Origin of the sequence: Actimicrobium antarcticum (genome assembly GCF_039536745.1) — a bacterium.
Lineage (GTDB): Bacteria > Pseudomonadota > Gammaproteobacteria > Burkholderiales > Burkholderiaceae_D > Actimicrobium > Actimicrobium antarcticum.
In genome coordinates, this window is sequence record NZ_BAAAZE010000008.1 from 1 (window position 1) to 23812 (window position 23812).

At 59.3% G+C, this 23812-nt stretch carries 20 protein-coding genes and 1 tRNA gene; 4 read left to right on the plus strand and 17 right to left on the minus strand.

The features are described 5' to 3' along the window. The first annotated feature begins 33 nt into the window (after nucleotides 1-33). A complete protein-coding gene (locus ABD720_RS07800) occupies nucleotides 34-243 on the plus strand; it encodes a hypothetical protein (protein ID WP_344762710.1) in 210 nt (69 codons plus the stop codon). A gap of 530 nt (nucleotides 244-773) precedes the next feature. Here ABD720_RS07800 and ABD720_RS07805 read toward each other — a convergent pair. The 7 genes from ABD720_RS07805 to ABD720_RS07835 form a co-directional block, all read right to left on the minus strand. Then, complete coding sequence (locus ABD720_RS07805) at nucleotides 774-1835, minus strand: hypothetical protein (protein ID WP_344762711.1); 1062 nt, start codon at nucleotides 1833-1835, stop codon at nucleotides 774-776. A 242-nt stretch (nucleotides 1836-2077) separates the two neighbouring features. Then, nucleotides 2078-5401 (minus strand): transglutaminase family protein, encoded by a 3324-nt coding sequence (locus ABD720_RS07810; protein WP_344762712.1) that lies wholly within the window; start codon nucleotides 5399-5401, stop codon nucleotides 2078-2080. 212 nt (nucleotides 5402-5613) lie between these two features. Further along, nucleotides 5614-6900, minus strand: coding sequence for a DASH family cryptochrome (locus tag ABD720_RS07815; protein ID WP_344762713.1), 1287 nt, complete (start codon nucleotides 6898-6900; stop codon nucleotides 5614-5616). Continuing rightward, nucleotides 6897-7046 carry a DUF2256 domain-containing protein gene (locus ABD720_RS07820; protein ID WP_425547939.1) on the minus strand — a complete coding sequence of 50 codons (150 nt, stop codon included), beginning with the start codon at nucleotides 7044-7046 and terminating at the stop codon, nucleotides 6897-6899. The genes ABD720_RS07815 and ABD720_RS07820 overlap by 4 nt, the downstream gene beginning before the upstream one ends. A gap of 256 nt (nucleotides 7047-7302) precedes the next feature. Continuing rightward, the gene (locus ABD720_RS19310) at nucleotides 7303-7770 is read right to left on the minus strand and encodes a hypothetical protein (RefSeq protein WP_425547940.1); all 468 of its coding nucleotides are present in this window, start codon (nucleotides 7768-7770) and stop codon (nucleotides 7303-7305) included. A gap of 33 nt (nucleotides 7771-7803) precedes the next feature. Further along, the gene (locus ABD720_RS19315) at nucleotides 7804-8301 is read right to left on the minus strand and encodes a nucleotidyl transferase AbiEii/AbiGii toxin family protein (RefSeq protein ID WP_425547941.1); all 498 of its coding nucleotides are present in this window, start codon (nucleotides 8299-8301) and stop codon (nucleotides 7804-7806) included. Between the two features lie 2 nt (nucleotides 8302-8303). Then, a complete protein-coding gene (locus tag ABD720_RS07835; protein ID WP_344762715.1) occupies nucleotides 8304-9035 on the minus strand; it encodes a type IV toxin-antitoxin system AbiEi family antitoxin domain-containing protein in 732 nt (243 codons plus the stop codon). A 316-nt stretch (nucleotides 9036-9351) separates the two neighbouring features. On the opposite strand from ABD720_RS07835, the gene ABD720_RS07840 reads away from it, so the two are divergent. Next, nucleotides 9352-10185, plus strand: a complete 834-nt coding sequence (locus tag ABD720_RS07840) for a type II toxin-antitoxin system HipA family toxin (protein WP_344762716.1) — start codon at nucleotides 9352-9354, stop codon at nucleotides 10183-10185. Between the two features lie 103 nt (nucleotides 10186-10288). On the opposite strand, the gene ABD720_RS07845 is transcribed toward ABD720_RS07840, so the two are convergent. The 6 genes from ABD720_RS07845 to ABD720_RS07870 form a co-directional block, all read right to left on the minus strand. Then, nucleotides 10289-12010: a methyl-accepting chemotaxis protein gene (locus tag ABD720_RS07845; protein ID WP_344762717.1), complete on the minus strand. Its 1722-nt coding sequence runs from the start codon at nucleotides 12008-12010 to the stop codon at nucleotides 10289-10291. 110 nt (nucleotides 12011-12120) lie between these two features. Continuing rightward, on the minus strand, nucleotides 12121-14226 hold the full coding sequence (locus tag ABD720_RS07850; RefSeq protein ID WP_344762718.1) for an EAL domain-containing protein: 2106 nt from the start codon (nucleotides 14224-14226) through the stop codon (nucleotides 12121-12123). Then, entirely contained in the window at nucleotides 14226-14666 is a 441-nt protein-coding gene (locus ABD720_RS07855; protein WP_344762719.1) for a response regulator, read from the minus strand. Before ABD720_RS07855 ends, ABD720_RS07850 begins: the two co-directional genes overlap by 1 nt. Next, the gene (locus tag ABD720_RS07860) at nucleotides 14650-15822 is read right to left on the minus strand and encodes a sensor histidine kinase (protein ID WP_344762720.1); all 1173 of its coding nucleotides are present in this window, start codon (nucleotides 15820-15822) and stop codon (nucleotides 14650-14652) included. The genes ABD720_RS07855 and ABD720_RS07860 overlap by 17 nt, the downstream gene beginning before the upstream one ends. A 209-nt stretch (nucleotides 15823-16031) precedes the next feature. Beyond that, a complete protein-coding gene (locus ABD720_RS07865) occupies nucleotides 16032-16679 on the minus strand; it encodes a response regulator (RefSeq protein ID WP_344762721.1) in 648 nt (215 codons plus the stop codon). Beyond that, nucleotides 16676-18946, minus strand: a complete 2271-nt coding sequence (locus ABD720_RS07870; protein WP_344762722.1) for a PAS domain S-box protein — start codon at nucleotides 18944-18946, stop codon at nucleotides 16676-16678. Before ABD720_RS07870 ends, ABD720_RS07865 begins: the two co-directional genes overlap by 4 nt. Before the next feature lie 776 nt (nucleotides 18947-19722). Here ABD720_RS07870 and ABD720_RS07875 point away from each other — a divergent pair. Then, nucleotides 19723-21225 carry an ATP-binding protein gene (locus ABD720_RS07875; protein WP_344762723.1) on the plus strand — a complete coding sequence of 501 codons (1503 nt, stop codon included), beginning with the start codon at nucleotides 19723-19725 and terminating at the stop codon, nucleotides 21223-21225. A gap of 204 nt (nucleotides 21226-21429) precedes the next feature. Here ABD720_RS07875 and ABD720_RS07880 read toward each other — a convergent pair. Further along, nucleotides 21430-21505 (minus strand) — tRNA-Arg (locus tag ABD720_RS07880). Nucleotides 21506-21688: 183 nt separating this feature from the next. On the opposite strand from ABD720_RS07880, the gene ABD720_RS07885 reads away from it, so the two are divergent. Then, nucleotides 21689-22564 carry a c-type cytochrome gene (locus ABD720_RS07885; protein ID WP_344762724.1) on the plus strand — a complete coding sequence of 292 codons (876 nt, stop codon included), beginning with the start codon at nucleotides 21689-21691 and terminating at the stop codon, nucleotides 22562-22564. Nucleotides 22565-22645: 81 nt separating this feature from the next. Here the strand turns inward: ABD720_RS07885 and ABD720_RS07890 are convergent, their stop codons facing one another. Genes ABD720_RS07890 through ABD720_RS07900 form a run of 3 tightly spaced genes read right to left on the minus strand, consistent with a single transcriptional unit; the run spans nucleotide 22646 to nucleotide 23780 of the window. After that, nucleotides 22646-23029, minus strand: coding sequence for a hypothetical protein (locus tag ABD720_RS07890; RefSeq protein WP_344762725.1), 384 nt, complete (start codon nucleotides 23027-23029; stop codon nucleotides 22646-22648). A 39-nt stretch (nucleotides 23030-23068) separates the two neighbouring features. Beyond that, the gene (locus ABD720_RS07895; protein ID WP_344762726.1) at nucleotides 23069-23461 is read right to left on the minus strand and encodes a phage holin family protein; all 393 of its coding nucleotides are present in this window, start codon (nucleotides 23459-23461) and stop codon (nucleotides 23069-23071) included. Between the two features lie 16 nt (nucleotides 23462-23477). Then, entirely contained in the window at nucleotides 23478-23780 is a 303-nt protein-coding gene (locus ABD720_RS07900; protein ID WP_344762727.1) for an ElaB/YgaM/YqjD family protein, read from the minus strand. Between the last annotated feature and the right edge of the window lie 32 nt (nucleotides 23781-23812).

Here is a 23812-nt window from a genome sequence, read left to right on the forward strand (position 1 = left end):
GATTGATGGCCAGGCTCGCTTTGCGCGAGAAAGATGGCTTGTAAAAGCCTTGTAGGTTTTGGTTTTGGTTTTGGTTTTGACGTTGGTTTTGACGTTGGTTTTGATGTTGGTTTTGATGTTGGTTTTGATGTTGGTTATGAAGTCGATGTCGATCACGATGAGGAAGTTTTCTCGCGCAAAGCGAGCACGACCATCTCGCTGGTTCCAAGGCTGGGCTTGGTCTTGACGTTGAATTCCGCATAAAAAGATCGCTGCCAAAAACCGGGTACGGCAAGAGGATAAGAAGCCCGCACTGTCTGAGCGTAGCGAGTTTGCGGGCTTCCCTCTTGCCGTACCCGGTTTTTGGGAACCCGCAGGGCAGCGGTCTAGCGGTCGCCTTTTTTTGCTTACTTTATTTGGCGAAGCAAAAAAAGTGAGCGGCTGCCGGGCCGCACCCGGCTTGCCTCCACGGAGCGCAACCCGTTTTAGCTACCGCAGAACGCAGCCCGCAGCCCCCGCGTCGCCGCGACCCGCAAAGCAACCTGACGCATGTTGGGCTTCGCAGCCCAACCTACGACCCAAAGCCGCAACGCCGCCGCGCAGAGAACCGGCTGCCGGGCCGCACCCGGCTTGGCTCCACAGAGCACAACCCGTTTTAGCTACCGCAGACCGCAGCCCGCGCGTCGTGGCGCCCCGCAAAGCAGCCTGACGCATGTTGCGTTTTCCGGCCTCAACCTACGGTTCGGTAACGTACACGATAACGGCAGGTGACTGACTACCAGGCAGCCCCCCCACTAAACGACAGGCAGCACCAGCACCTTGCGCGGTTGCGTCCGAATCAATTCATCGATATAGCCCTCCAGCGCACGCACCGCCACCGCATCGTTGCTGAACACCGCCTTTTTAATCGTCGCCTCCCCGAGTTGATCGACAAGATGCACACCGAATTGCCGCCAGCTGACCGGCCGTCGCCGCCGATCCACCATCAGACCGGTCCATTCGCTGGAATAGGTTCGACCGGTTATCCCCGGCACATTTTCCAACGCCGCCGTCAGGGCTTCCATCACGACGTCATTGCGTTGAGGATTACCGGAACGACGCAGATACGGATCGGCCTTCACCATCTTCACGCCGAGGCGACGCGCCGACTTGACGAAAGCAGCAGAACCCAGCGCGTGCGTGCATTCGTGATACACGCTCTGCATCAGTGCGGCATCGGCATTGCCAGAACTGATGAAACGCGCCTGCTTGACGACATTCTCGATCGACAGGCGGATTTTCCCGCTGCCGGATCGGGCGCTGCCCACCGCGTCATGCAGGTACCGCGGCGTTTCGTAAGACATCTGCACGGAAGGGTCCGGCCCCAGATGCGCGCCGTTGGCGCTCACGAAGTGGTGCAGCGTGGTATCGACCAGCGCAGACACGGCGTTGGCATATGTGCCGTCGGCAACGAAACGTTCGGTACACGACCCGGGTCCGCAGTCGGGAACGTCATGCGCTACCGGGACCGCACGTCGCCGCAAGCGCGGGTCTGACGGACCTTGCAGGGCCCACTCCAGAATCTGCTCGTGACAGAACCAGAGCGTCGCCATGACCGACAGGTGAAATGCCACCATTCTCGGTGACATGCCGCCTGCCTGCGGCGCTGGCACGGCCACAACAGGATCGGCGGGACGGGTGATCCGCTCCCTGGCACTGCGCTCTTCCTGACGCCTGCGGGCACGTCGTGCTCGTGCCTGGGCCTGAGTCTGGGCCGGTGGTCGCGGCGCATCACGTGCCGGTTGCTGGCCGGCGGGCGGATTGTCGGCAGATACCGGATTGTTTGCTGCATTGCGTCGTACGCGATTTCTCGCCATGGCTGGTATCCCCGATGAAAGTCATTGCCTGCCTCCGGGAAGTCCGGGCAGCGCAACAAAAAAGTCGACGAGTGTCGACCATTGCGCGATGAGTGACAGGCGCCGGGGAATGGTTCCAAAAAGGGAAAAATTTAGTGAAGAGTGGCGCACTGCGGCAGAACATCCTGGCGTTTATCTCCTGCAAAAAAATCGGTTGGACACAATCAGATTGCGCCCAACCGGGTTTCCGCCAGCCTTGCCGATTACAACTGCCAGCGCAAATCCAGCGTGAACGGAAACGCCGGATTGAGCGGCTCCGGCGTGACCGTCATCGGGCCTGGCGTGTGGCCATGGCCGACGAAGCGTGCAAAGCGGCGCGCTTCGGCTTCGTTGCCATTGACCGGGAAGCCTTCATAGTTGCGTCCGCCCGGATGCACCACGTGATACTGGCAACCGCCAATGGCGCGGCCGCTCCAGGTGTCGACCAGGTCGAACACCAGCGGCGCCTGCACGCCGATCGACGGATGCAACGCCGACCACGGACTCCACGCCCGAAAACGGATACCGGCGACATATTCACCCGGCACGCCGGTCGCGGACAACGGCAACGGTCGCCCGTTGCAGGTGACCACGTGGCGGCCATCGACCATGCCGCGCACGCGCAACTGCATGCGCTCGACCGACGAATCGACATAGCGCGCGGTACTGCCGCTGCTGACTTCTTCGCCGAGCACGTTCCATGGCTCGATCGCTTGCCGCAGTTCGAGTTCGATGCCGTGGTACGCGACCGTGCCGTAACGCGGAAATCGGAATTCCACAAACGGGTCGAACCAGCGCTCTTCAAAAGCGTACCCGGACGCGCGCAAATCCTGCACGACGTCGCGAATATCCTGCGCCACAAAGTGCGGCAGCATCCAGCGGTCATGCAACTGCGTGCCCCAGTGGATCAGCTTGCCCTGATACGGCGCGCGCCAGAAACGCGCCACCAGCGCACGCAGCAACAGCATTTGCAGCAGGCTCATGCGTTCGTGCGGCGGCATTTCGAAGGCGCGAAATTCGACCAGCCCGAGTCGCCCGGTCGGGCCATCGGGGGAATACAGCTTGTCGATCGAGAATTCGGAACGGTGCGTGTTGCCAGTCAGATCGACCAGCAAATTGCGCAGCAAGCGGTCGACCAGCCACGGCCGCTCGCTCTCTTCGGTGGCCGGCAGGACCTTGTCCATTTGCTGGAATGCGATGGCCAGTTCGTACAGGTTATCGTCACGCGCTTCATCGACGCGCGGTGCCTGGCTGGTCGGTCCGATGAAGGTGCCGGAGAACAGGTACGACAGCGCCGGATGGTTTTGCCAGTAGGTGATCAGGCTTTTCAGGACGTCGGGACGGCGCAGCATCGGGCTGTCTTCGACGGTGGCGCCGCCCAGCGTGGCATGGTTGCCGCCGCCGGTGCCGGTGTGTCGGCCATCGAGCATGAACTTCTCGGTGCCGAGGCGGCTCTGACGCGCTTCGGCGTACAGCACCGTGGTCTTGTGAACCAGCTCTTTCCAGCTCGATGACGGGTCGATGTTGACTTCGATCACGCCCGGGTCCGGCGTGACGCTGAGCATTTTGACGCGCGGGTCGCGTGGCGGCGTGTAGCCTTCCAGCCAGAGCCGCAGGTCGAGCTGGGCGGCGGTGTCTTCGACGATGGCGACCAGCGCCAGATAGTCTTCAATGCGCTTGACCGGCGGCATGAACACATGCAGTCGACCAGTCCGTACCTGCACGCACAGCGCGGTGTGAATGACTTCGCGTGGCAGCGGTTTGTCTTTCGGCTTGACCCTGGCGGCGGCGTGATCGACGGTGGCTGCCGCATCGAGGTCGGCGCGTTGTTCAAACGGATCGACATCGAATTCCGGCTCCATCTCGTCGGGCAATTCCCACGGCAAGGTGTCGAGCGGCAGGCGCAGGCCGAGTGGCGATTCGCCACCAATCAGGTACAGATGTTCGCGCTTGAGCGGCCATTTGCTGGTCAGCCAGGCCGCCGTGCCGACGCTCAGCGCCTTGCCGCGTGGTTTGCGGCCGGTCGGCTTGGCCGGTGCCAGCGGCAGCACATAACCGACGATTTCGCCGAGGCCATCTTCGAGCAAACGGGCCAGCCGACGCCGGCCTTCGGGCGCTTTCAGGTCTGCCTTCAGCGGGTCCAGATTCTCGGGCAGACGCTGCTCGAACTGGGCTTGCTGCCAGACGTCTTCGTAGGCCGGGATGAGTGCTGCCGGATGCAGCGCGAGGCGCTCGGCCAGCGCCCGCGCGAAGGCCTCTGCCTGCGCTGCGGTGTAGCCGTCGTCGTGGTCTTCGGTGGCGAACAGGGCCTGGTTGCGCCAGATCGGCTGGCCATCGATGCGCCAGAACAGGTTCAGTGCCCAGCGCGGCAATGGCTCGCCCGGATACCACTTGCCCTGGCCGAAATGCAGCATGCCGCCGGGGGCAAACTGCTTTTTCAGGCGCAGTGACAATTCGCCGGCCAGTGCGCGCTTGTGGTCGCCATGCGCCAGCGTGTTCCATTCGGGCCCGTCCATGTCGTCGATCGAGACGAAGGTCGGCTCACCCCCTTGCGTCAGGCGCACGTCCTGCTTTTTGAGGTCGGCATCGACCTTGGCGCCGAGCTTGTCGATGCGCTGCCAGTCGGCTTCGCTGTAGGGTTTGGTGACACGCGGATCTTCGTGGATGCGGGTGATCGTCATCACATGTTCGAACTCGACATTGGCCCAATCGGCCAGTCCGGTGACCGGCGCGGCCGAGGACGGCACGGCGGTGCAGGCCAGCGGAATGTGGCCTTCACCGGTCAGCATGCCGGAGGTCGGATCGAGCCCGATCCAGCCGGCACCCGGCACATAGACTTCGGCCCAGGCATGCAGGTCAGTGAAATCCACCGTGGTGCCGCTGGGGCCATCGAGCGACTTCACGTCGGCAGTCAGCTGGATCAGGTAACCGGAGACAAAGCGGGCAGCCAGACCGAGGTGGCGCAGGATCTGCACCAGCAGCCAGCCACTGTCGCGACAGGAACCCGAGCGCAGCGAGAGCGTGTCTTCGGGCAGTTGCACGCCTGGCTCCATGCGCACCAGATACCCGATATCGCGTTGCAGGCGCTGGTTCAGCGCGACCAGGAAATCGGCAATGCCGACGCTGCCCGTGGCCAGTGCCTGGCGGGCGGATGCTACCCAGGCCAGCAACAACGGACCGGCGTCATCGACTTTCAGATACGCGCCCAGCTCGAAGGTCAGTTGGTCGGTGTACTTGAAGGGAAAGGTTTCGGCGTAGGTTTCAACGAAGAAGTCGAACGGATTGATGACCGTCATGTCGGCCACCAGATCGACCGTGAATGACAGCGTGTCGGTGCGTTCCGGAAAGACCACGCGCGCGATGTAGTTGCCGTACGGGTCTTGCTGCCAGTTCAGGAAGTGCTGTTCCGGCAGGATATTGAGCGAATACGACAGGATCGGCGTGCGAGCATGCGCGGCAGGACGCAACCGAACTTCGTGCGGCGACAGGCTGACGAGTCGGTCGTAGCGATAACTGGTCTTGTGGTGCAGTGCGACTCGAATCGCCATGGTGGAACCTTTCGATAATGGGCGGGAGGCGGATCGGTCCTCGCGGCAACGCAGCGATGGAACAACTACCCCGGGCAACAGTGTATGCGCAGATGCGACATCCGGCAGGTTTGCACCCGGCCGGTGCAGCAGTATTTACTGTTTGCACTCGGTGTTAGCAATAAGCAAAATCTGCACCCACCGCGTTTTCCTGACGTGAACCCGCCAACTGGCTACGCGCTCCACAAGGCCCGATAAGCGCCATCGGCATCGTAATCCTGCGCCTGCTTTTGTGGATTGAAGCGCCGCCCGCCACGCGGATCGGTACCGCGTCCGGCCAGATACAGCCAGTTGCCCTGGTTACTGGTGACGTCGTAATCCACCAGTTGCGCCTCGAACCAGGCTGCGCCGGCGCGCCAGTCACCGCCCAGATCGTGGATCAGATAACTGGCGACGATCTGGCGCAGCCGGTTCGAGAGATAGCCGGTCGCCGCCAGTTCGCGCATGCCGGCGTCGACGATCGCCTCGCCGGTGGCACCACGGCACCAGCGCGCAAACATCGCGGGATGATGGGTTGGCGCGGCCAGGTCGGGATCGGCCAGACCGTTGGCCCGATATAGCTTGCGGCCGTACTTCAGGTGCAGGAAGCGAAAGTAATCCCGCCACAGCAACTCGAACCAGAGCCAGTAGGTGCTGTCGTTGGCACCCTGTTCGGCTTCGAATTCCTTGAGTGCCGCATAGGCAGAGCGCGCCGACAGGGCGCCACTGGCCAGCCATGGCGAGAACTTGCTGGAGTAGTCGAGACCGATGAGCCCGTTGCGGGTTTGCTTGTAAGTGTGCGCTAACTGGCCGTTGAAATACTGGTCGAGATGGGCCAGTGCAGCGGTGGCACCACCCGCGCAGGCGGAGGATTGATACGGAAATGCAGAGCGCGCATCGGCCTCGACGGGCGCAAGCACGGAGCGAATGCGCACTGGCTCCTGCAGGTCCGGCAACGCTGGAATGACTGCCGGTATCGGTACCACTGCGGGCGGCAGCACCGCGGCCTTTTCGACCGCATTGCGAAATGTCGTGAACATGTCGGGCAGGCGGTTCGTGGTAAATGGCAGATCGCTCGGATCGAGCAGGCTGGACTGCCACACGGTGTCAACGTTCAGGCCAGCGGCACGCAAGGCCGCGGCCTCGGCTTGTTCTTCGGGCGCGGCGATGTACTCGCAGACGATCCGGGTTGCGCCAAGACGCTGCGCCAGCGCGGACAAGACCTCCTGCGGACGACCATCGAGCTCCAGCAATGTGCTGCCACGCGCAGTCAGTTGCGCCGCCAGATCAGCCAGCGTCGCCGCCAGAAAATGCCGGCGATGCGCACCGGTACGGGCGAAACCCCACGGCGTCACCGTGTCGCCGGCGGGATCATGGCAATACACGGGCAGAAGCCGTGTGCCAGCCTGGCAAGCCTGCGTGAAGGCGGGGTTGTCGAGCAGACGCAGGTCATTGCGAAACCAGTAAATCACGGTACTCATGCGGCACCGTCCCTGGTGCGACGGCAGCGCTCGGAACAGTACTTGACCTCATCCCAGACGCGTTCCCATTTTTTGCGCCAGGTGAACGGCAGGCCGCAACGGACGCAGATTCTGGTGGGCAGGTCGGATTTTTTTTGCATTTTCATACGGGGTTCCGGCAAGAGAGTATTCGGGGGCAGCGGGCCGCGATATTGGCAAACCGCGTTGAACTTTGCCACACCGCGGCGAATCGTGCCGGACGTGATGACTGGGCCGTATCAGCCTGCCTGCGGATCGGTGCACGCCAGTCGCTTGCATGAGCGAATGAACCATTGAGCGATTACAGACGGCTTTGTCACCCGTGAAAGGGAATGCGATGGTTCGCCGAATCAGGTCGCAGGAATGACGTAACCGGAATATGGACTAATCACATCGCGCCGGCGTTGCGATAGCCGTAAAAAACAAAAAGCCCAGCCTGTGAGGGATGCGCTTGAAGTTTGTGCGCTGCTGCGGTAATCGTCCTCTTTTCAGCCTGCAGCCGTCGTTGCAAACAGAATTGCTTCCAGGGCGGCGACTTGGGATGCGCTCTTTTGAGCCTGGGTCTTCTTGAATTTGACGAGATGCACTAATTTCCATCGCAAGGCGGGCAGGTTTTGAACCTCCGGATTCGGCAGGAGAGTCCAGTCCGGTGTAGCGTTCGCCAAGCTGATCAGAAAAGGTCGGTGATTGCCTGACAACAGTTCGAGGAGATCGCGTCGAAGGCGGCTCCGCTTCTGTCATACCGATGAACTGGTTTTCGTAGGTTTGTCGCAGATCCAGGTCATTACCGCCCAAAATTTCATGCGTTGGGCGATTGTGACCTGCCAAGTAGACCACAAAGCAATCGACCATTGCCGGCGTCAAACCACCGTTCTGATAGAGCAGTCAAACGTCAAACAAATCTCGCGGATGCTGTCGGTCCAGAGCAGCAACGAGCTTGCTCGCATACAGCTCATCATGGTCAAAAATTGGCGCAGTGACTTGAATTCCGAACTTCTCCACGACCGCCGCCGAAACAGACTTGCGCGCAATGACTGGCAGAACAGTGCCTCTGAACACGGTATTCACCTCAATTTTCAAGGTAAGTCCCTCGTGCCCCTCCATGACCAGCAGTTTTGATTCAGGCTCGTTTCCCGATCGAACCTGCCTCGCCTTCAGTCCTCGGGCTTCTAACCTGCTCGCGATATCTTGAAGCGCTTTTGCTATCGTGGCTAACGCGACCTCCCTTGGCTCGGTGCCGTTCAAATAGACAAGATCGATATCGACCGACAACCGCGGAGCCTCCCGGACAAACAGATTGATGGCAAATTGCCCATCGACGAACACATCTGGAATTACATCCAACAACAATCGCACCGTATTGATGTAAAAAGCGTCGAGCATGATTATTTTATGGTGAGGAGGGAGCCATCCTGAAGGCGGCGGGTCCATCGCGCGTTGCTTCCGAGTTTCAGGGTGAAGCGTTCGCGAAGGGCAATGACATCGATGGCGTTTGATTGCTCTGCCAGTTGGAGAAACAGCCGAACGGTTTTGATCCGGGTGGATGCCGTTAGCAGAGCACCGACCACGTCCAATCGCATGCTGGTAAATGATTCGAATAAATGTGTTGCCTCCTCAATGTCCTGCGTCACGCCAACCTCGTTCAAGACCTCTATTAACGCTCGCTCGCGGCCAGAAACACACACGCCGTCGGCGTGGTCCGCCAGTCGAACCATGCCTTCGTCAGGAAGTAGTGACTGTAGTTGCTTAAGGTCGAACAGGTCGCGCTGGTGATATCGCACGGGGAAACGCGAAAAAAACCACTCGGGTAGTTTGAATCGCCGCGTTCCCCACAAATGGATCGTGCTCCGGGAACTCATGTTATGGCGTATCCCCTGCCATGACAGGGCGGCTTTCCCGCCAACATGCAAGCCGGGACTGCGCTTCTGCAAATACAGCAGACATTCGTCAAGCTGCAATGCGTCATTCGGGTAACCATAGGTCCCGTGCTCCAAACGCACCAGCCACCCACTCCTGGCGTACTTGGCGGCCAAAACCGGGGAGATGCCATGCTCGGCAAGCTCAGGCAGACCGAACGGGCGCCCGTGCGGCAAGCGCTGCAAGAGGGGTTTGAGCAAGGAATTCCTGGAATTTAGCGTCATGGTTAAATTTTAAGACATTAAGCAAACATACCAAGTGGGCGTTTGATTTTTTTGACGAAATTAGCTCCTTGGTTAAATATAGCTACAAAATCCAAACATTACCTCTTCGAGTGATCGTACATGCCGTATCCGCGCACCAGCGATTTCTGCTCACTTTGCCCCTGCCGCGATGCCCGGAAAAAATCATGCCTTCCAGCAAACAAAACCAGTGCGTTGTCCGAGGAAAACAATAGCCAGACTCGGAAACTCACGCGCCGCGAAAAAAACGAAAAATAAGTATATCGAGTTGGGCGTGCTGGCGGAGGGTGCACAGGCGGTCCTGGCCGGCAAGGATACGACCACCCTTGAGCAGCTGGCGCTCACCGGTGGTTCGCCCCACGGCGCGCGGCCGAAAGTTCTGGTTCAGTACGACACTGCCACAGGGCAGGTCAGCACCGACCGGGCAGCGCCAGGCGCGGCATGGCTGGTCAAATTTCAGGCGCAGGGTGAAGCGAAGGAAGTCTGTGCCATCGAGATGCTTTACGCCACCATGGCCCGGAAGTGCGACCTGGACATGCCCGCCACGAAGTACTTCGACCCGACCCCGACGCTGGCCGGCTTCGGGATCGAGCGCTTTGATCGTCAACGCGGCATGCGAGTGCCAATGTTGCGCCTGGCAGGGCTGCTCGACGACAATTTCCGCTTGCCGACACGGGACTACGCGGTGTTCCTGAGAGCGACAAGAACGCTGACCAGGGACGAGCGTCAGGTGAAGAAGGCGTTCGAGCGATGCGTGTTCAATGTCGTCTTCAACAACCGCGATGACCACACCAGGAACGTCGGCTACGTGATGAATGCATCGATGCAGTGGCAGCTGGCGCCGTGCTACGACCGGACGTACAACGTCGGCGTTGGTGGTGCGCACCAGATGACGATTAGCGGTGAAGGTCGATACCCGGGGCATAACCAGCTGCTGGCGCTGGCGACAGCGGTCGATCTCCCTGATGCATGGGCACGCCAGACGATGGCGCGCATCACTACCGTGGCAGGAACGTTCGCCACGCAGGCAAAGGGGGTCGGCATCAAGCCGGGCACGCTGACGATCATCAACAATGCCATCGACGGCAACCGGAAGCGCATGGCTTGACCAGATCATCGTCGGCAGGTGTGCGTATCAATCCATGCGCCATGTGGACAGTCCGCAACCACCGGACGGCATGTCTGGCACCGCCTGTGTGATGGCTATCTGGCTAGCTGGATTCCAGGGTACTGACATAACGCACCGGCATCGTCCGTGCCGGAATTTTTGCCTGAGCAGTCACGCGCAAGGCGGGTGATTTGCGCGGTGTTACCGTCGCTTGCAGCCGCGCCGGTTGCGTCATCTGCACCACCCGCACCGCCTGCTCAACCGGCCCAACCCGCTGGCCGAGATTGAATACCGCGACCGCGTCGACCAGTTCATTGGCCTGCGTGTTCAATCCGGTTGCCGCGGCTGCCATTTGCTCCACCATCGCGGCGTTTTGCTGGGTGTTTTCATCCATGGAATTGACTGCGTCGCTGACCTGTGCAACGCCGGTGCTTTGTTCGGCGCTGGCAGCGCTGATTTCGGCCATGATGTCGGTGACGCGCCGGATCGCACCGACCACGTCATCCATCGTGCTGCCCGCCTTGCCCACCAGCGCGGTACCCTGATCGACCCGGTCGACGCTGTCAGTAATCAGGATCTTGATTTCTTTGGCGGCTGCGGCTGAGCGCTGCGCCAGATTGCGCACTTCGGTCGCCACCACCGCAAAACCGCGCCCCTGTTCGCCGGCCCGTGCTGCCTCAACAGCCGCATTCAAGGCGAGGATATTGGTCTGAAAAGCGATGCCATCGATGACGCCGATGATGTCGGCAATTTTTTTGCTCGAATCGCTGATCTGCTTCATCGTCACCACCGCTTGCGACACGACCTGGCCGCCATCCACCGCCACATCCGCAGCACGCCTGGCAAGCTGGTTGGCCTGCAGCGCATTCTCGGCGTTCTGCTTTACGGTCGCGTTCAATTCTTCCATCGATGCCGCCGTTTGTTCCAGAGCACTCGCCTGAGATTCGGTGCGTCCGCTCAAATCCATATTGCCTTGTGCGATCTGAATGCTGGCCGATGCCACGGACTCGCTGCCGTCGCGCACTTTTTTGACCACCCTGACGAGGCTGTCCTGCATCTCGCTCAATGCCCTGAGCAATTTGCCGGTTTCGTCACGTGCCGAGGTGTTGATCGACGAACTCAGATTTCCCTCGGCGACCGTCTGCGCGATGCTGACCGCCTGCGCGATCGGCAGGAGGATCGAACGTGTGATGAACACGCCGGCCAAGATCACCAGCGCGAGCACCGCCAGACAGGCGGCCAGAACAATCGTGCGGCGCTGCGTGAAATCGGCACCGGCCTGCGCCACCACCTCAGCGCTACGAATGTCGTTCCAGTCCGAATAGTCCCGGGTGATTTTGACCAGGGCGGCCAACAATGGTCGGCATTGCTGGTTCATCATGGCAATGGCTTCATCGGTCTGCTTGTTGAGTGCCAGTTCAACGATCCGCAAGGCCACCGGGGAGTACGCCGCTTCAATTTTCGCGATACCGGCGACGAAGGTGCGGGCCTCGCTGGAGGCATCCTTGGCGTCTACCAGTTTTTGCAATCTGGCCAGATTCGCGGTCACATCCTCGTGGGCTTTGAGTACCACGGCCTTTTCAATAGCCGTGTCCTGCGCCGTCGTGACCAGCACCAGATTGCGCGCCGCGATGGCACGCAGGTCCACCGCTTCCCGCACACCGTGTGCCATATTCTGGCGTGCGGCAATACCGTTGACGTAACTTTCGAAGTGCGCATTCGCCGCTTGCAGCGACGTTAGAAACAGGACGGAAAAAAGCAGAAAAATAAAGGCGAGCAAACCATATGAAAACAGCAGTCTTGCTCTGATGGTGAAGTGACCCATGGTCGTGATCCGTTAGGTTGGTAAAAATTTCGGTTGAGGAAGAATCCTGTAAAAATACCGGCGGCCACCGTCACAGGAACCGCCAGCATGCTTGCTCGTTCATGGTTTTTTCACATCAATGTGACCGCGCTTTTTTCAGGTGTCAGTGTCGACAAATCGATCAAGGGGAGCGGCACGGGACGCCCGAACAGATATCCCTGAAACCGGTGGCAGCCCCGGCTCTCCAGAAACACCTGTTGCTCGACCGTTTCCACCCCCTCGGCAATGACCGACAGGCCGAATCCCTGGGCCAGGGCGATGATGGCGCAGACGATGACGGCATCGTTCGCGTCATGGGTAATGTTGTTGACAAATTCGCGGTCGATTTTGATTTCGTGTAACGGCAACCGTTTCAAGTACGACAGGGAAGAAAAGCCGATACCGAAATCATCCAGAGAAAACCGAATGCCACTGCGTCGCAGCGCGCGCATCTTGACGACGGTGCTGTCGACCTGGTCAAGCATCATGCTTTCGGTCAACTCAAGAATCAGTCGGGCCGGATCGATGGTACTTTGCTGGACGATGGCCAACACGCGCTCGACCAACGCCTCATCGCTGAACTGGCGGGCGCTGACATTGACCGACACGGTTAGCAGCGCAGTGGCCGGCAACTTTGACCATTGGTACAACTGCTCGCACGCCGTTCTCAGCGTCCAGTAACCCAGTTCGACAATCAGCCCCGTCTCTTCAGCTAGTCCGATGAAGGCGTCAGGCATCACCACATTCTTGCCTGGATGCTGCATCCGCAGCAGTGCTTCGAACCCGGTCAGGGTCCCGGTGTCATCCACCTGGGGTTGATAGTGCAGAACGAAGTGCTGCCGCTCCAACGCAAGTCGCAAGTCTTCTTCCTGCGCGTTACGCAAGGCAACCCGCGCCTGCATGACCGGATCGAAAATCATCTGCACATTGCGCCCTGCCGCCTTGGCGCTGTACAAGGCAATGTCGGCACGCTTCATCAGTTCGTCCGACGAATGTTCGGTGCCGCAGAACAGGACGACGCCGATACTCGCCGAGATGCGGTACGCAACGCCATCGTGTTCGTAGGGCGCGCTGGTCAGGCACAGGATGTCGTTGCCGATGGCATCGACCTCGCGCGCGGCAATATCGGCATCTCCACTGAGCTTTTCGAGAATGATGACGAACTCGTCGCCGCCGGTGCGCGCAACGGTATCCTGAATCCGCATGCCGGCGCACAGTCGCGCTGCAACCAGCTTGAGAATCTGATCGCCCGCATCGTGGCCATGGGTGTCGTTAATCGTCTTGAAGTTATCCAGATCGAGGAACAGCAAGGCGCCATGCTGCTTGCTGCGGTGCGCCAGTGCCAACGCATGACCAAGCCGGTCGTGCATCAGCCGCCGGTTCGGCAGCGCGGTTAGCGGATCGAGAAAAGCCAGCCTGCGGATCGTCTCTTCGGATTGCTTCAGGGCCGTCACGTCGGTCGATATTTCGCCTAGCAGGCAGTGCCCTGCCGAGCCGATGAACGGGAAACGAATCGTCTTCCGGTACGACACAGCGGAGCCGGACAAGGGGAACGACTGTATCGTTTCGTGGGCGCGACCACTGGCAACGATGTCCTGATCGCTGACTAAAGAAACAGTCTGTAATTGGGCCGCGGACAAGGTGTCGAGTCGCCCGATCCAGTCCGCCCCATCGGCACCATAGGTGCTTTCCCAGCCCTTGTTCATGTACATGTAGCGGCAATCCTGATCCTTGATCGACGCCACAAAAGGTCCTGCATCCATGAAGGCATGAAACCGTTTCTCGCTGTCGATGAGGGCCAGTTCGGTGCGCCGCAGGCTGGCACGTCGCGCCGTATCGTCGAGTTCGCGTCTTACTGCCGGTGCCAGACGGGTCAAACTATGCTTCATGACATAGTCGTTGGCTCCTGCTTTCATGACGGCGACGGCCATTTCTTCGCCTACCGTTCCGGACACCAGAATGAACGGGACATCGCTCTGCAGCGACCGGCACAGCAACAGCGCGTCCATCCCACTAAAGCCGAGTATGGAAAAATCCGACAAGACAACATCCCACGGCTGTGCCAGCGCCTCCGCCAGAGCGGCAACCTCCTGTACCCGCTGCGAAGTAACCTCGAATCCGCCCTGGCGCAGGGCACGCAAGATCAGCAGTGCGTCGTCTTCGCAATCCTCGACCAGCAAGACGTTCAGTCGCGACATCAGACCAGCTCCGCCGGCGGAGGGAGTGCGTTGCAGTGCAACCAGTACTGCGTCATGAGGGCTACCGTGCTGGCAAATTCGGCAAAATCGATGGGCTTGACCAGATAACTGTTGGCTCCCACGCCGTAGCAGGCACGGATATCGTCGCTCAGTACCGAGGATGTCAATATCAGCACCGGAATCAGGCAGGTTCGCGGGTCGGCGCGAATCGCCTTGAGCACGCCAATACCGTCGAGACGAGGCATTTTCAGGTCGAGCACCACCAGCACGGGCAGGTCAGGCCCGCGATGCATGGCCAACTGCTCCAGCGCGTCGATGCCGTCGCGTGCCACGACGATCGGATTGACCAGCCCGGCCAGCCGGAAGGCGCGCAGGCTTAGCGCGAGGTCGTCGGGGTTGTCTTCGACCAGCAGCAGCGGGGCGTCAGTGCGGTTTGGCATAGTGATCCTGCTGACCCGGCTGCACGCCGAAATGGAAAGTGGCACCGCAGCCGACCTCGGCAGTGGCCCATATCTCGGCGCCGTGGCGCCGTATGATCCGGTGCACCAGTGCGAGCCCTATCCCCGTGCCGGGGAAGTCGGTGACCGAATGCAGGCGCTGGAATGCATCGAAGATCTTTTCCATGTGGCCGGGATCAAAACCGGCACCATTGTCGGCCACAAAATAGACGGTCCTTCCTTGCTGCATGGTCGCGCCAAACCGGATCTCGGCGGCGACGGTCTTGCTGGTGAATTTCCAGGCGTTTTCGAGCAGGTTTTGCAGCATGATCTGCAGCAGGGCGCGGTCGCCGTGCATGAAGACATTCGGCTGGATCACCCACGCCACCTGACGCTGCGGCTGCTCCGCCACCAGCGACGCGGCGATTGCCGTGCATAGCTGACTCAGGTCGACTTGCGTTCCGTGCAATTCCGCCCGCCCCACTTCCGACAGGCGCAGCAAATCATCGATCAGTTTTCCCATGCGCTGGCTGGCCATGCGGATGCGCTGCAAGGCATCCTGCCCGTCGGTATCAAGTTGGTTGGCATGGTCTTCAAGCAGCGCCAGCGAAAAACCATCCATGCTGCGCAGCGGCCCGCGCAAATCGTGCGAAACGGAATAGCTGAAGGCTTTGAGTTCCTCGTTCAGATTATTCAGTTCGAGGTTCTTTTGGCTGAGCATGTTTTCTGCGCGAATCCGGTCGTCGATTTCCCGGCGCAGCTCTTCATTGCTGGCCGCCAGCGCTGCCGGACTGGGCAATGCCAGCGCAAGCGGTACCAGCTTCATCAGCAAAAAAGCGGTCGGAATCGATGCCAGGGCAGTCACTGCCTTGATGGCACCGGACAGCCAGTAGTCCGGATGCCAGACGGTCCATATTTCCATCAGATGGCTGGTACCGCAAGCAAGGATGAACACGGCGAAACACAGGAACATCCAATGAAACTGCAGGTCTTTCCGGCACCGCACAAACGCAATCAGCGTTAGCGGAATCGTAAAATAAGCCGCCGCGATCAGCGCATCCGAGCCGACGTGCAGCCAGAGCAGCATGGGCTCCCACAGGTAGCAGTGCCCATGCGGCATGTAGTTGTCGGACGAAAAATACTGGAACAGGCTGTTCAATTGATTCTTCTCTGGGCAAGAGACTGACTGCCGAAGCGACCTGACGCGCAGCGCAACGTGCGCAGCGCTCAGATACGTCCCAGTATCGTTTTATATTGCTTTTGAGAACCGAGAGATATTCCCGGCGAATACAGGGGAATTTCTCGGAGTTGTCTGACCGACAGCAGCGCGCAATATTGCGTGGTGCAACCAGTGCCGGCAGCGAGGAACTACTTGTCGAAGTTATGCTTGACGGCCAGCAGCACCAGGCTGACCACGTCGCGCACGCCGAGCCGCTCCATCAGTTGTGAGCGATGGGCGGCCACGGTCTTCTCGCTCAGATCAAGTTCGAAGGCGATTTCCTTGGTGCCTTTGCGCATCACGATCATTTTGAGGATTTGCGACTGACGCGCCGTCAGGGCAGGAAAGCTGCTCGCTTCAGCGGACGGCGCGCGTATGAAACGCTCGATCATCCTGGTCGATACCGCCGGACTTAAGTAGGTCTCATGGCGCACCACGGCGTTCAGGGCAATGTCGAGCTCGGCAGGCGCGGATTCTTTCAGCAGGTAGGCCGAGGCACCGTGGCGCAGGGCCTCGGCCACCATCTCCTCGGAAGCGTGCATGCTCAGGATCATCGTGGCTACCTGCGGATACTGCAGCTTCAGATCACGCACCAGGTCCAGTCCACTGTACGGGCCCATGGCGATGTCGGTCAACACGATGTCGGGCACTGAGAGGGCTATCGCTTCCATCGCGGCGGCCGGATCGGAGGCTTCGGCCACGACAGAGAAATCGCCAAGTTGATCGATCAGGCTGCGGATGCCCGCGCGCACGAGAACGTGGTCATCGACGAGGAGTATGGTGGTTTTTTTCTTCATGACGCCCCCAGTAAAAACGAGACGGCGATACGCGTGCCACTGCTGGATGACGACACCACGTCGAATCGTCCGCCCAGCAACTTCACGCGCTCCTCCATTCCACGCAAGCCATTGCCGCTGCCATCGGCATGCACTTCCTGTGCCGTGGCCTCTTGGTCAAAACCGATACCGTTGTCGCGCACCAGCAGTTCGAGTTCGCGCCCGGTTTCGCCGCCGTTCAATTCCACCACCACGCAGGTGGCGTGGGCATGGCGAACAATATTGGTCGTGCTTTCCTGCACGATACGGTAGATCGCAATTTCGATCGGCAGCGCGAGCCGCGCAGGCAGTCCCGCATATTCGAAGACATAACGGCAGTCGCCGATGGCAAACTGGCGTTCCAGTAGCTGCCGCAGAGAAGACTCCAGCCCCAGATAGTCGAGCACGGGTGGCCGCAGCGACACCGAGATGACCCGAATTTGCGCAATCAGGGTCAGCACCGCGGCATCGATTTTTTGCCAATGCATCAACGCGGCGGTGTCGTGCAGGAAACCGCGCAAATGGTGCAGTTCGATTTTCAACAGGGCCAGGTGCTGGCCGAGCTCGTCATGCAGCTCACGCGCCAGGCCGATGCGCTCCTGCTCCTGCGCATGGAGCAACTGGCTGGACATTTTTTCCAGATTGGCATTCAGCGCGAGAATTTTCAGCGCGGATTTTTTTTGCTCGGTGATGTCTTCGCCAATACTGGCCATGCCGATGACGGCGCCGCCGATATCATGTTGCAGCGAGGTATTCCAGCAGACCACGCGGCGCTCACCGTCCAGCTTGATGATCTCGTCCTCATACCGCAGCTCGCCCGACCCCTGTGCCAGGCGGGCCAGAAAACGCTTCCTGGTTTCGTTCGGATCGGATGCCATGAAGACGTCGAACCAGTTGCCGCCGACGACTTGTTCGCGCTGCAAGCCCATCAGTCGGAGCAAGGAATCGTTGCAAAAGGTGATTTGCGCATCGAGGTCGAGCATGACCGCCAGCATGCTGGTGTTATTGAGAAATTCAAGGAAACGGCGTTCGCTATCACGCAGGCTGCGCTCTGCATTCTTGCTGTCGGTGATGTCTTGCGCGACGCCTGCCATGCGCGTCACCGAGCCATCCTGATCGCGTATCCAGAACAGTTTCAAGCACAGCCAGCGCACCTTCTGATCGGGTCGCACGATCTCGAAAACACATTCGAATGGGTGGTCCGGATGTTTCAGGTGCGCGGCATAGTCCGCCGCAACGCGTATCCGATGTTCCGGCAATACCGCATCCAGCCACGCATCGGGACGTGTGCCCAGTTCCGCGCCAGGCCTGCCGACAATGTCGTCATAGGCCGGGCTGACATACAGCACGCGTCCGCTAGCGATATCGACGAGAAAAAAGATATCCCGAATACTGGCCGCCATCTGCGCGAACTGCATATTGCTCTCGCGCAGGGACTGCTTTGTCAGGTACAGCTGGGTCACGTCCACATGCATCACCAGCGCGCCTTCCGGTCCATCGCCCAGGGGTGACACGGTCATCATGAACCAGCGCTGCCGGTCCGGTGTATGGCAAGGATATTCCAGCGAAAAATGCCCCGCGTCGCCGCGCAAGACAGCGCGGATGCCGGTGGCAAGAGTGTCATCGTGGTGTTGTGGCGCATGCGCGTCCGGTTCGACAATACCCAGGTAATTGCTGCCGACACCATATCGGCTGGCGCGTGGCATGCCATTCTGATTGGCGAAACGGCGCCATGCTTCGTTGACCGACACGAGCATTCCATCGCGGTCGATCAGGCCTATGTTGGCAGGTAAGGAATCGATGATCGCCACTTCGATGGCACCGTCAGCCAGTTGCAAGCCGAGCCGCCCGGGTTGAGACCGTCCGGTGCTGCCCGCCAGACGCAACAGATTGCGTACACGCAGCCGCAGTGCGGCAGCGTCGATGTGCGTGATGACATCGGCGGCTCCCGCTGCGAGCGCAGCCAGTCGGGCCCGGCGTGCGGCATTGGCATGCAGCACCACGACGGGGACATGCGCCGTTGCCGTATCCCGCTTGAGTGTGCGCACCAGTGCACGTCCCTTGTATGCGTTGCCCGTCAGATCGAGCACGATCAGTTCGGGATCGTGTCGCGCGATGGCGGTGCGGGCTGACTCGATGCTTTCTGCGATCAGCAGGCCGTACGCATCGGGCTGCAGGATGGCAGATACCGCCTCGCATTCAATGTCGTTTGTGCCGACGATCAGGACGTTGGCACCGGGGGTGCTCATTGGCCGCCAGCCCGTACTGAATTTCGGACTCCGCCGCGTTGGCGGTGTGGGGGAACTGCAGGACTCGCATTGGCATTTATCATCTTTTTATTGTGCACTAGTTATTCGCTCTGGCCGACGCAACTCTCGGTGGTGATAAATCATGGACAGGTTGTTCGCCATGACGCATCGATTTTTCGGTGGCACGGGGTGCGGTTGCCTGCGCACGAATTGGCGCCTGCGGGTTGTGCAAGCACAGATGGCGCGTGCGACCGCAAGTGACGATGGGCACCTATCTGCGCTTAATGGCTGTACTTGGTCTCGAAAAGAACCTCGCGCTACTGGCTGCGGAGGACCCGGTGGGTCGACGGCTGCAAGACGCCGAATGACGCGACGAGCACTGTCGACGGCGAAAAAAGGCCCGGCATGAGCGCTAACAAAAAATCGCCGCCAGTCAAGGCGACGACAGGTTCCGCGCTCCCGGAAAACGTGGACGTTTGGCTGGACGATATCGCGTCCTGTCCAATGACACATAGGGGCCGAATGCACCATCCGATTGCGTTTGCGCCGGAGCTGAGGCTGGCTGCAGTCAGCTTTTCCCGAGAGACTCCAATTTCGGCATCTTTCTGGACCGCGCCACCATGTTGCCGACATCCGGAGCGCGGGCTTTGGGAATACAAATGCTAGCTTGGCGCCGCACAGTTTTTTCCTTGAGATGACAACGAAAAATAGCAATGAAATCATTGTCTTGAGACCGTCTATTCTATAAGATAATTTTAATTATCTTGCGAGGTTTTATGGCTGAATGGAAATTTTATGGACGGACCGAGCCACTTTCGGAGCTGAATCGCATTGTCAATGCGGGGCGGTGGTTCTTTTGTCGTATTGAAGGACGGCGCCGGATTGGTAAAACATCGTTGCTCTCGCAACTCACCAGAGGCGATGTACCTCTCTCAAAAAGCGTGCTGTACATGCAGGTCCCTGACTCGGACGAACGCGACGTGGTGGCTACTTTCGCGCGCGCATTGACGGATTGCGAGCACGATCTGGCACGGAAATTAAGGTCGACAGTAGTGGATTTTCCGTCCATGGCACGGGCCATTGGCGAACTTTGCCGTGCTGGTGTCGTGGTTGTCATTGACGAGTTCCAATACTTCACCCGAACAGCGTTGAAAAGTTTCAACTCCTTTTTACAGGCCGAGGTCGACAAGCTACGCGACGCAAACATCAAGCATGGTGGTTTGTTCGTGCTGGGCTCGTTGCACGCCGACATGAATCAGCTTCTCGAAGACAAGGGAGCGCCGCTTTACGGGCGACTCACTCAGCGCATGAAATTGGACCATTGGGATTTCGAAGACCTTCTGGACATCTTTCGTAGCCAGGACGTGCAGGCACCCTCGCAATGGCTCACCCTCTGGACCTACTTCGAAGGCGTGCCAAAGTTCTATCACGACGCTTTCGACCAGGACCTGTATCAGGTTGCACCCGACAAGTTTGCCGACGAATTGCTGACGAGGATGTTCCTGCGTAGCGCAAGCCCGTTGTCGGAAGAAGCCGACACCTGGTTTCTGCGGGAGCTACGCGGGCGCTTACTGTCCATGCTGACCTTCCTGGCCGATCATGCCGGCTGCAGCAACGGTGAGCTGCTGGCAGGCACCGGGGGACCGGAGGAAAAAACACAAACCAGCGCGTACCTGACGAAGCTGGTTACCAACTACGAGATGGTTGCCAAGCTCAATCCCGTTTTTTCGGATGGCAAGAGCCGTAACGCACGTTACTACGTTGCCGACAATTTCCTGCAAGCCTGGCTGGCAGTGGCCAAGCCCGCCCGGGAGGCCGCGCGCATGAAACCGATCGAGAAATCGCTGGAGCTGGCCCGGCCGCGGCTGGCGACGCTGGAAGGCTTCGCTTTCGAGAAACTGATCCGAAAGCTGCATCAGGAATGTTCGCGCAAAGGCAAGGGAGACTTCGAACTGTCGAGCCTGCAGCTGGGCTATTGGAACCGCCCCAAGGACACCAGCCTCAGTATCGAAATCGACGTGGTCGCGCTGGACGAAACGAACAAGCGGATACGGTTCGGGTCATGCAAACATGCGGCCGAAGCGCACACCAACGCGACTGTTGCGGCGTTTGAAAAGCACGTTGCGGGATTTTTTGCCGCTAAACAGCATCGGCATTTGCTGGAGTGGAAAAAAGAAATGGTGCTTTTTTCGCCGGCGTTCAGTTCGGGAGACCGCAAGCAAGCTGCCGCCAAGGGGTATCTAGCCATGGACTTGCACGACTATGCCGCGCTTTTTTAAGAGGGTGGAAGGCATTCATCGCTCGATCTGAACAACAACATTCCCCAGTGCGCGTCGAGGCATCAGGCGGTGGCCCGGACACTCAAGAATTGCCAGCATGAAAAACGGATCGATCCAAGTAAATCTTGACACCGACACAGACCGACCAAAACAAAAAGCCCAACCAGAAAGGTCGGGCCAAGTCATTGGTGCTACTGATGCTACTGGTGCGGCTGGCTGGAATCGAACCAGCGACCCTTGGCTTCGGAGGCCAATACTCTATCCACTGAGCTACAGCCGCATGTGATGAACACTGAAGAGGCGTGAAGGATACCGTTTTTCTTCAGTTGCGTCCATGGATAGGCATGCATGCGCGTTCCAAACCTAAACCAAACCATCTATAATCGGGAACTTTTGCGACATCCTGCACCTTGCTGTGCGGGCATGACCGCCTACCGGCTTCGACATTTGCACTGAGGGAAACATGAGCGATTCACACGACGACCACGAAACCGGCATCAAAACACCAAAGCAACTCATTGCAGCCGTCGTTGCCGGCTTTATCGTACCGATCATCGGTATTGTCCTATTGGCACAATACGTCGCCAGCGGCGACAAGGTCGGCGCAGGTGCCGATGCACAAACCCCCATGGCCATCACGGCGCGCCTGAAGCCGGTTGCCGACGAAGGCTTCACGTTAAAAGACATCAATGCACCGAAAGTCCTCCAGACTGGCGAAGCCGTCTACAAGGCAGTCTGCATGGCTTGTCATGCCGCAGGTGTAGCGGGTTCGCCAAAGACGGGTGACGTGACTGCCTGGTCGGCACGTATTGCCCAAGGCTACGAGACGCTCGTGTCGCACGCTGTCATGGGCATTCGTGGCATGCCAGCCAAAGGTGGCAATCCGGATCTGGACGAGGTTGAAGTGGCCCGCGCAGTGGTCTTCATGGCCAATCAGGCCGGCGGCAAATTCAAGGAGCCGGAAGTCAAGGCAGCACCTGCTGCAGCACCGGCCGCTGACACAGCACCGGCTGCAGCGCCGGCAGCAATGGCCGCTCCAGCAGCAATGGCAACACCGGCAGCGCCTGCCGCACCAGTCAAACTCGCCGCAGATGCCGGCAAGAAGTTGTACGACAGTGTCTGTATGGCCTGCCACACCGCCGGCATCGCCGGTTCACCGAAGTTTGGTGACAAGACGGCATGGGCAGATCGCATCAAGCAAGGCTCCCCTACTCTGTATGACCATGCCATCAAGGGTTATCAGGGCAAGGCCGGCGTGATGCCAGCCAAGGGCGGTTCCACCGCCACGGATGAGGAAGTCAAGGCAGCTGTTGATTACATGGTCGCCGCTGCAAAATAACCAGCGCGCATCCATGAAAAATGCCGACATTGCGTCGGCATTTTTTTTTGCATGTACCGTACAACGACGGCGTAACGCTGCTTACATCGGAAGGTCGTTCACGCTTTTTTTCTTGTTACGAAACAGAAAATAAGCGGCGGCACCGAACCCGCCGACAATCACGGACGTGCGCAGGATTGGTCGCAGCAACTTTGCTTTCATCGCAAACGACAGCCCGCTGACAACAATCGGCAGCAGCGTTTGCAGGTTGGCGCTTTTGACGCGCAACAGGTTGCCCACGGCAGCATAGGCAGTTCCGGTCAGCTGGCTGACGATGCTGCGGGCCAGCGTATCGGTTTGCAGATTTTTACCGATCAAGGCAATAGACACGTGCACTCCCGCGCGGTAATTGGCACCCTGCCGTATCAGTACTTCCTTGCGTTGGGCAAGCGTCAGTTCTTCGCCGGTATTGAGTTCATTGGTCATGACAGCTCCGGTAGTGTCGGCGACGCATCGAGGCTAACATCACAACAATGCGTCGCGGTCATTGCGCAGCTCGGCGAGCGTGGCCGGCAAGGACAATTGCCCGTTTTTGAGCATCGACTGGGCGTAAATCAGAACTCCGATCGCAACGGCAGTAAATGCGGCAGCGATGATCAGCAGAATTTTCCAGCCGAGGGCATCCCAAGTCAGCGCCACCAGCAACCCGGTCCAGAACACCAGTGCAAAAAATGCCGCAATGGCACCCACGACCGCAACTGCCATCAGCTTCAACAAGTTGGAGCGGACCTCGGCCAATTCGATCGCCGCAAGTTCGATCCGGCACAGCAGCAGAGAGAAGAAGTTTCTGGCCATTCCGGCCAGACCGATAATCAGTCCGGAGGTCGGGCCGGTGTTCCCGGGTTGTTGGCGATCCATGGCGATCTATCGCCGCTTACTTGCGCGCGATCAGCATGCCGATCAGGACGCCAACGGTGGCCGATACCGCCACGGCGCGCCATGGGTTCTCGTGTACATAGTCGTCGGCGGTGGTGGCGATTTCTTTGCTGGTCTCGACCGCGGCAGCTTGTACGTCATGCGCTTTGCCAGCGGCGGCTTCCAGCAATTCCATGCCTCTGGTGCGCAACTCGTCGGCTTTTACGCCGGTCGCCGAGGTGGCTTCGCGGAACAGGTCCTGCGCGTCCTTGACGAGGGTTTTCATATCGGTACGGCCAGTTTTCAAGTGGGATGTCAGCATGGCGAAATTCCTTTTCAGTAAAAAATAGTGAT